The sequence below is a fragment of the Streptosporangium sp. NPDC006013 genome, from assembly GCF_040614275.1.
Classification (GTDB): Bacteria; Actinomycetota; Actinomycetes; order Streptosporangiales; family Streptosporangiaceae; genus Streptosporangium.
The window spans coordinates 1-7,462 of the sequence record NZ_JBEXUE010000484.1 but is presented as its reverse complement, the minus strand read 5'-3'; the positions used below and the strand labels follow the sequence as shown (position 1 = coordinate 7,462).

The 7,462-nt window shown below is 73.4% G+C and carries 8 protein-coding genes; 4 read left to right on the top strand and 4 right to left on the bottom strand.

What is annotated here, in order from left to right; all coding sequences use genetic code 11:
- Positions 1-725 (bottom strand): inorganic phosphate transporter (locus ABZ260_RS42445; RefSeq protein ID WP_355629153.1); only part of this gene is annotated, 725 nt, incomplete at its 3' end.
- A 64-nt stretch (positions 726-789) separates the two neighbouring features.
- Complete coding sequence (locus ABZ260_RS42440) at positions 790-939, bottom strand: hypothetical protein (RefSeq protein ID WP_355629150.1); 150 nt, start codon at positions 937-939, stop codon at positions 790-792.
- Between the two features lie 185 nt (positions 940-1,124).
- Here ABZ260_RS42440 and ABZ260_RS42435 point away from each other — a divergent pair, with 185 nt between their 5' ends.
- The 4 genes from ABZ260_RS42435 (at position 1,125) to ABZ260_RS42420 (ending at position 5,191) form a co-directional block, all read left to right on the top strand.
- On the top strand, positions 1,125-1,823 hold the full coding sequence (locus ABZ260_RS42435; RefSeq protein WP_350915081.1) for a dihydrofolate reductase family protein: 699 nt from the start codon (positions 1,125-1,127) through the stop codon (positions 1,821-1,823).
- Between the two features lie 26 nt (positions 1,824-1,849).
- The gene (locus tag ABZ260_RS42430; RefSeq protein WP_355629147.1) at positions 1,850-2,338 is read left to right on the top strand and encodes a dCMP deaminase; all 489 of its coding nucleotides are present in this window, start codon (positions 1,850-1,852) and stop codon (positions 2,336-2,338) included.
- Positions 2,339-2,729: 391 nt separating this feature from the next.
- The gene (locus tag ABZ260_RS42425; protein WP_355629144.1) at positions 2,730-3,953 is read left to right on the top strand and encodes a glycosyltransferase family 9 protein; all 1,224 of its coding nucleotides are present in this window, start codon (positions 2,730-2,732) and stop codon (positions 3,951-3,953) included.
- Positions 3,950-5,191, top strand: a complete 1,242-nt coding sequence (locus ABZ260_RS42420) for a glycosyltransferase family 9 protein (RefSeq protein ID WP_355629141.1) — start codon at positions 3,950-3,952, stop codon at positions 5,189-5,191. The genes ABZ260_RS42425 and ABZ260_RS42420 overlap by 4 nt, the downstream gene beginning before the upstream one ends.
- Positions 5,192-5,786: 595 nt before the next feature.
- Here the strand turns inward: ABZ260_RS42420 and ABZ260_RS42415 are convergent.
- Together ABZ260_RS42415 and ABZ260_RS42410 are read right to left on the bottom strand one after the other, a co-directional pair.
- On the bottom strand, positions 5,787-6,290 hold the full coding sequence (locus ABZ260_RS42415) for a GNAT family N-acetyltransferase (RefSeq protein ID WP_355629139.1): 504 nt from the start codon (positions 6,288-6,290) through the stop codon (positions 5,787-5,789).
- Positions 6,291-6,382: 92 nt separating this feature from the next.
- The coding region (locus ABZ260_RS42410; protein ID WP_355629136.1) for an ROK family protein at positions 6,383-7,462 on the bottom strand (1,080 nt) is incomplete at its 5' end.

Genomic DNA, 7,462 nt, shown 5'->3' with positions numbered 1-7,462 from the left:
AGCCCGCGGCCCAGCCGCCCTCCGACACGGATCAGGCTGGTCAGCGCGCCGGCGAGGAAGAGCGCCACCAGGACCGCCATCCACGCCGGCGGGACCTCGATGGGGCCGACCCCGCCGAGCCCGCCGCGGCCCACGCCGACCGCCACGCTCACCACCGCGATCATCTTCTGTCCGTCGTTCAGCGCGTACGCCACGCACTGGGCCGTGTAGGCCAGCAGGTGGGTGCCGGACACCAGCCGCGACATGCGGTGGTAGGAGGGCACCCGGCGCGAGACGGCCCCCAGCAGGTAGCCCAGGATCAGCCCGGCCACGGGCGCGCAGGCCCCGATCGCCAGGACGGTGCCCAGGTCGGTCCAGGAGACCGGTAGTCCGGCACCGAGCCCCGCGCCGCCGATGCCTCCGATCACCGCGAGCGTCAGGCTGGTCGGCAGCCCTCTGCCGGTCAGCACCGCGACCACCGCCACCGCGATCACCACCCCCACCAGGAACGCCGCCGCGCCGCCGCTCGTGCCGAGCCCGGCCAGCCGCTCGGTGAAGGTGCGCGCGACGGTCACCCCCAGCAGGTAGGGGACGGCGAAGAGCACGACCACCAGGATCGTGGCGGCGGCCCATCCGGGGAAGCGGGGGAACCTGAGCCCGAGACCGATGAGGGTGGCGCCGTCGTTGGCGCCGCTGACCAGCACGAAAAGGATCGCCACGGCGGCGAACGCCAGAGTCCATCCCATCAGAGGCGGTGCCGCCGGTCGTGCTCGGCGCCTGCTGGACACTCGCGTACCGGGTGGCCCGCCGTCATGTGCCTTCCCTGCCCCGGCCGGTGTCGGTCGTGCGGACGGTGGTTCCTGGCGGCACACCGGGGTCGTGGAGGTGGCGGCCGATCGGCTCCTCGACAGGAGCGGAGAAGGCGCCTTTGTGACCAAGGTCCGGCAGAACCGCACGCATGATGAACTCCTCACCCCGGGAAGCTTCAGTTTCAGGTTAACAGAAGGTAAACGGATGGGAGTGTGTGTCGATATGTCAGGACGGCCTGTCATGGCGGTCTACCAGGGGAAACCGGGAGTTCCGACAGTGCGGGAAGGTGGGCACCGCCGCGAGCGGGCCGGGCGGGAGGTTGTTACGATCGGCCGGTGCCTGACCAGGGGAGACGGGGAGTGGGCGAGCGCCCGTACGTGCTGCTGAGCTGCGCGATGTCCGTCGACGGCTACATCGACGACCGCACGCCGCAGCGGCTGCTGCTCTCCAACGACGAGGACTTCGACCGGGTCGACGAGGTCCGCGCCGGCTGCGACGCGATCCTGGTCGGGGCGGGCACCGTCCGCCGCGACAACCCCCGGCTCCTGGTCAGGTCGCCGGAGCGCGGGCGGGAGCGGGTCGCGCGCGGCCTGCCGCCGTCCCCCGCGAAGGTGACGCTGACCGCCACCGGGAACCTCGACCCGGCCGCCGCCTTCTTCACCGCCGGTGACGCGGAGAAGATCGTGTACGCCGCGTCGCCCGCCGTGGCGAAACTCGCCGCCCGCCTCGCGGGGGCCGCGGAGGTGGTCGACGCGGGAGAGCCGATCGATCTCGGCCGGGTCCTCGCCGACCTGTACGGGCGGGGAGTGCGCCGTCTGATGGTCGAGGGCGGCACCTCCGTCCACACCCGTTTCCTGCGCCAGGACCTCGTGGACGAGCTCCACCTCGTCGTCGCCCCGTTCTTCGTCGGGGACTCCGCCGCCCCGCGTTTCGTCCTGGACGGGGACTTCCCCCGGGACCGCCACCGCAGAATGGACCTGGCGGAGGTACGCAGGATGGGCGACGTCACCCTGCTGCGCTACCGGCTGGCCTGACACGCACCGTCTACCGGGAGGTCCGGATGAACGACCACGACTGGCTGGGGCTGGCGTGCGACCTGGCGAGGCTGTGCCCGCCCTCCGAGACGGCCTTCTCCGTCGGCGCCGTGGTCGTCTCCGAGGACGGCGAGGAGATCTCCCGCGGCTACTCGCGGGAGGGCGACCCCCACGTCCACGCGGAGGAGTCGGCGCTCGGCAAGATCTCCCCGGACGATCCCAGGCTGGCCGGGGCCACGGTCTACAGCAGCCTGGAGCCGTGCAGCGCGCGCAGGTCGCGCCCCAGGACCTGCACCCGCCTGATCCTGGACAGTGGTGTCCGGCGAGTGGTGCTGGCGTGGCGGGAGCCGCTGCTCTTCGTCGACTGCCACGGGGCCGAGGAACTCGCGGAGGCGGGGGTGACCGTGGTGGAGATCCCCGAGCTGGCGGACCGCGCCCGCGAGCCCAACGTGCACCTCCTCCCCGATGCCCCCGGCATCCCCGACGTCCCTGACGCCCCCGGCATCCCCGGCTGACCGGCTTCCCGCCCCCACTCCGGGCCCTTCGCTTCTCGCGGTGGGGGGGCCGTGGTCGCGGGGCGGCCTCGGCCGGCATCCATCGGGCTGCGCGAGCCGGCCGCCCTCATCCCCTGTCTCGCGCGGGGCTTCGCCCCGCTCGCTGCCCGGCGGAGAGGGCTGGTAATCCTCAAAACAATTACTTGTAGTGATAAAAGCGGTCGGCCAATGCTCTTAACTACCTCTATATCCGATTTTTCGGTTTAAGGGGCGCCACTCTCGGTAGTCACTAGATATCGAATGAGAGGCCCGGCTCCATGAGGTTTCTTGGAAAAAACACGATATTTCGTGATTTAACGACCGTTCTGTTGGCGGCTCACGTACCGCATCCAGGGCGCGCCGGAGGCCGGCGGTGACCGGCACCGTTCTCGTCGCCCGCCTGGACAACGCGGGCGACGTCCTGCTGGCGGGGCCCGCGATCCGCGCGGTGGCCGCGGAGGCGCGGCAGGTCGTGCTGCTCACCGGGCCGCGGGGCCGGCCCGCGGGCGAGCTGCTGCCGGGGGTGTCGCGGGTGGTGGAGTGGCGCGCGCCGTGGATCGACCCCACCGCGCCGCCGGTGACCGGCCCGCACGTGCTGAGACTGCTGCGGACCATCCGGGACACGGCTCCCGAACAGGCGCTGATCCTCACCTCGTGCCACCAGTCCGCGTTGCCGCTGGCCCTGATACTCAGGCTGGCGGGTACGCCGAGGGTCGCCGCCGTCTCCATCGACGACCCGGGCTCGCTGCTCGACGTACGGCACGTCGTCGACGAGGAGGTGGACGTGCCGGAGAGCGAGCGCATGCTCGGACTGGCCAGGGCGGCGGGGTTCGAGCTCCCGCGCGGAGATTCGGGGAGGCTCGCCGTACGGCACCCGTTGCCCGAGGTCCGCCACCTCACCGGGCCACCGGGCTACGTGGTCGTGCACCCCGGCACCTCGGTCCCCGCCAGGGCATGGCCCGCGGAGAGGTGGGCGCGCGCGGTTCAGGACCTCGTCCGCTCGGGCCGCAGGGTCGTCGTGACCGGTGGCCAGGACGAGCACGGGCTCACCGCGCGGATCGCCGCGGGTGCCGGGCAGCACGGTCTGTCGCCGGGACCCGTCTTCGCGGGCGGCTGGATGGGCGGGGGACCCGCCCGGCTGCGCGGCTGGAGGGTGGACGAGCCCGCCTTCACCGCCGGCTGGGTCGACGGGACGTGTGCCGCGACGGGCGGCCGGAACTGGAACGGCCCCCCGGCCACGTACGGCGGGCAGCGGGGAAGGTCCGTCGTCGACCTGGGCGGCAGGACCACCTTTCCCGAACTCGCCGCGGTGCTCGCCGGGGCGTGCGCCCTGGTCGTCGCGGACGCGGGGCCCGCCCACCTCGCGGCGGCGGTCGGCACGCCGGTCGTCAGCCTGTTCGCCCCCCTGGCCCCCGCCGGCCGCTGGGCGCCGTACGGCGTGCCGGTCGTGATCCTCGGTGACCAGCGGGCCTCCTGCCGGGTGACCCGGGAGGGTACCTGCGCCGTCGCCGGCCATCCCTGCCTGTCGTCGGTGCCGAGCGCGCGGGTCGTCGAGGCGGTCGACCACCTGACCTCCATCAAGGAGACGATCAGATGAGCACCGCTCCGGCCTGCGTGAGTCTCCGCGAGACCGGTGCCGGCGACGGAGGACGGAGCGCCCCCGCCGGGCCCGAGGCGGACCGCCCGGTCATGGTGGTACTGCGCGGGCTGGGACTCGGTGACCTGCTCACCGCGGTCCCCGCCCTGCGCGCCCTGCGCCGCTCCCACCCCGGCCACCGGATCGTGCTGGCCGCGCCTTCCGCGCTGGCGCCCCTGGTGCCGCTGATCGGCGCGGTGGACGAGGTGCGCGACGTGTCGGGACCCGGTCACGTACCACCGCTCGGCCGGCGCGTGGACATCGCGGTCAACCTGCACGGCGCCGGCCCGCGCGGTATCGCCGCGCTCCACCGCACCGGCCCGGCCCGGCTGCTGACCCACTCCCACCCCGCCTTCCCCGGCGCGCGCGGACCGGTCTGGCGGGACGGCGTGCACGAGGTGCGGCGCTGGTGCGACCTGCTCGCCTGGTACGGCATCACGGCCGACCCCGCCGATCTGGGGCTCCGGCGCCTCGCCTCTCGCGAGGAGGAGTCCCGGCCCGTCGTCATCCACCCCGGGGCCGGGTACCCGGCCAGGCGCTGGCCGCCGGAGCGGTTCGCGCTGGTGGCCGCGGACCTGCGGAGGAACGGGCACGAGGTGGTGGTCACCGGGAGCGCGGGGGAGCGGGACCTCGCCGAGCGGGTGGCCATGCTCGCCGGGCTGCCGCCTTCGTGCGTGCTCGCCGGGCGCACCGGGCTGCGCGAGCTGGCCGCGCTGGTGGCCAGGGCCAGGCTGGTGGTCTGCGGGGACACCGGGGTGACCCATCTGGCGGCCGCGTTCGCCACGCCCTCCGTGGCGCTGTTCGGCCCCGTCGCACCCGCCGTGTGGGGACCTCCGGAGACGGGACCGCACGTCGTCCTGTGGGCGGGCGGCCACGGCGACCCCTACGCCTACCGGCCCGATCCGGGTCTGCTGGAAATCGGCGTCCGGGACGTCCTCGGCGCCGCGGCGCGGCTGCTGGAGGCGGCGCCCCGGGCATGGCACGGGTCAGGCCTGACCGTGGGCGTCGGCGTGGGCGTCGGCCCGGACCAGGCGCAGGAAGGCCTTGAGCCCGGTGATGACCTCGTGGTTGTCGGTGAGACCGTCCACGGTGTCCTCGAAACGCCGGGCGAGCCCGGTGATCCGGCGCTCCAGGGCCTCGTCGCCGTTGCGCAGGTCGGCGCCGAGCGTCTCGACGTCGTCCCGGAGCCGCTCGGCTGACCTGGTCAGCGCGGTCACCTCGGCGGCCAGGTCGTCCACCCTGGCGACGAGCGAGACGATGTCCTCGCGGGGGTGGTGTGCCTCCTTCATCAGCGTGGTGACCCGCTCGCGCAGGTGGGACAGGTAGGCGCCGGCCGGCCGGAAGCAGGTGCTCAGCAGGTAGAAACCGGCGAAGTAGTAGCCCACGAAGGCACCGGACAGGTAGGTGATGACGGCCAGGAGCACCGCGGAGACGATGTGGCCGCCGATGGCGAACCGGCGCATCCGCCCGGCGATCTCCAACGCCTCGGCCTCGTGCCCCTCGGGCACCTGGATGCCGCGCTCCCTGGACACGTGGATCTCGTGGACCACCTGGCGCGCCCCGAAGTAGAGGTTCCACGGCAGGGTGAGGAGCACGATCAACCAGACGAGGCTGATCGCGCCGAGCCCGAGCGACAGGAACGTGGCGAGCGGGACGTCGGCGTACACGAGCAGCCACGCCGCGACCACCGTGCTGACGAGCGCGACCAGGAAGATCCACCATTTCATGACCCGAGGATTTCGAAGATCGCCAAGCCGGGGGAGAGCGTACGCACTCAGCGGCGGCTGAGCACTCCTACTCAGGTTCGCGCCCGCCGTATCTCCAGACGATCTCCCCGTCCACCCGGCCGCCGGTCGGTACCAGCCCTGCCCCGCGGGCCACGGCCGACGAGGCGGCGTGGTCGGGATGGATGGTGGCGACGACGGCCGTGCCGCGCGCCCTGAGCCAGTCGACGAGGGCGACCGCGGCCTCCCCGGCGATGCCCCGGCCCTGCCAGCGGGTTCCCACCACCCAGGCCACGGCCGCGTGGTCGCGGGTCACCGTCGCCTGGACGTAACCGACCAGCCGATCCGGGCCGTCGAGGCGGATCACCCAGTTGAGCCACGACTCGTCCCGGCCCGGTGGCGGCCCGGCGACCAGGCGGGCATAGCGGTCGCGGAGTTGTTCGGGGGTCTCCGGAGAGCCGCCGATGAAGGTGTGCAGGGCCGGATCGCCGAGCACCTCGGCCATCTCGGCCGCGTGGCGCACCGCCAGCGGTTCGAGCGTGAGCCGGGCGGTCCTGATGGTTTCGGTGTCCATGGCCGGACGAGTGTCCCACGGCCGCCGATCGGTCCGGGATCGACGGTGCGCGGGCTTCCCCGGCGGAACCGCGGCGTCGGAACCGTGCGCGGTCAGGCGGGGCTGACGGAGCGGTCGACGCTGCCGGGGGCCAGGACATGTTCGATGACCATGACGGCGGCGCCGATCACGCCCGCGCGGTCGCCCAGCTCGCTGCCGGTGATCGTCAGATGCTGGGTGGCCAGCGGCAGCGACCGGCTGTAGATGACCTCGCGAAGGCCGGCGAGCACCTGCTCCCCGGCCTCGGAGATGTCGCCGCCGACCACGATCACCGAGGGGTTGAAGAAGTTGACGATCGAGGCGAGCACGTCGCCGACCTCGCGGCCCGCCTGCCGGATGAGCTGGACGGCCTGGGTGTTGCCGCTGCGCACCAGACGGACCACGTCGCGGCTGTCCTCGGCGGTCACCCCGGCCGCGCAGAGTTTGGCCGAGATGGCGGCGCCGCTGGCGACGGCCTCCAGGCAGCCGACGTTGCCGCAGCGGCAGACGGTGTCGAGGGCCGAGGCCACCTGGATGTGGCCGATGTCGCCCGCCGCGCCCTGGGCGCCCCGGTGCAGGCGGCGGTCGCTGATGATGCCGCAGCCGATACCGGTGCCGATCTTGATGAAGATGAGGTGGTCGGCCTCGGGGCGGGCGGCCCAGTGCTCGCCCAGCGCCATGATGTTCACGTCGTTGTCGACGAGGACGGGCGCGCCGAGGCGCGAGCCGAGCCATTCCGGAACGGGGAAACCGTCCCAGCCCGGCATTATCGGCGGGTTGACCGGGCGTCCCGAGCTGTGCTCGACCGGGCCGGGGAGACCGACGCCGATGCCGCAGATCTCGTCCGGGCGGTGGCCGGTCTCGGCGAGCATCTCCTCGAAGGTGTGCTGGAGCCAGCCGAGCGTCTCCTCGGGGCCGCGGTCTATCGGCACCTCGGCCGCGCGCTCCGCCAGGACCGTGGTGCCGAGGTCGGTGACCGCCACCCGGGCGTGGGTGGCGCCGAGGTCGGCGGCGAGGACGACGCGGGCGGTGCGGTTGAACGTGAAGGCGACGGCGGGCCGGCCTCCCGAGGAGATGGCCTCCTCGGTCGGCACGATCCACTGCCGGCTCAGCAGCGCGTCGAGGCGCTGGGCCAGCGTGGACCTGGCCAGCCC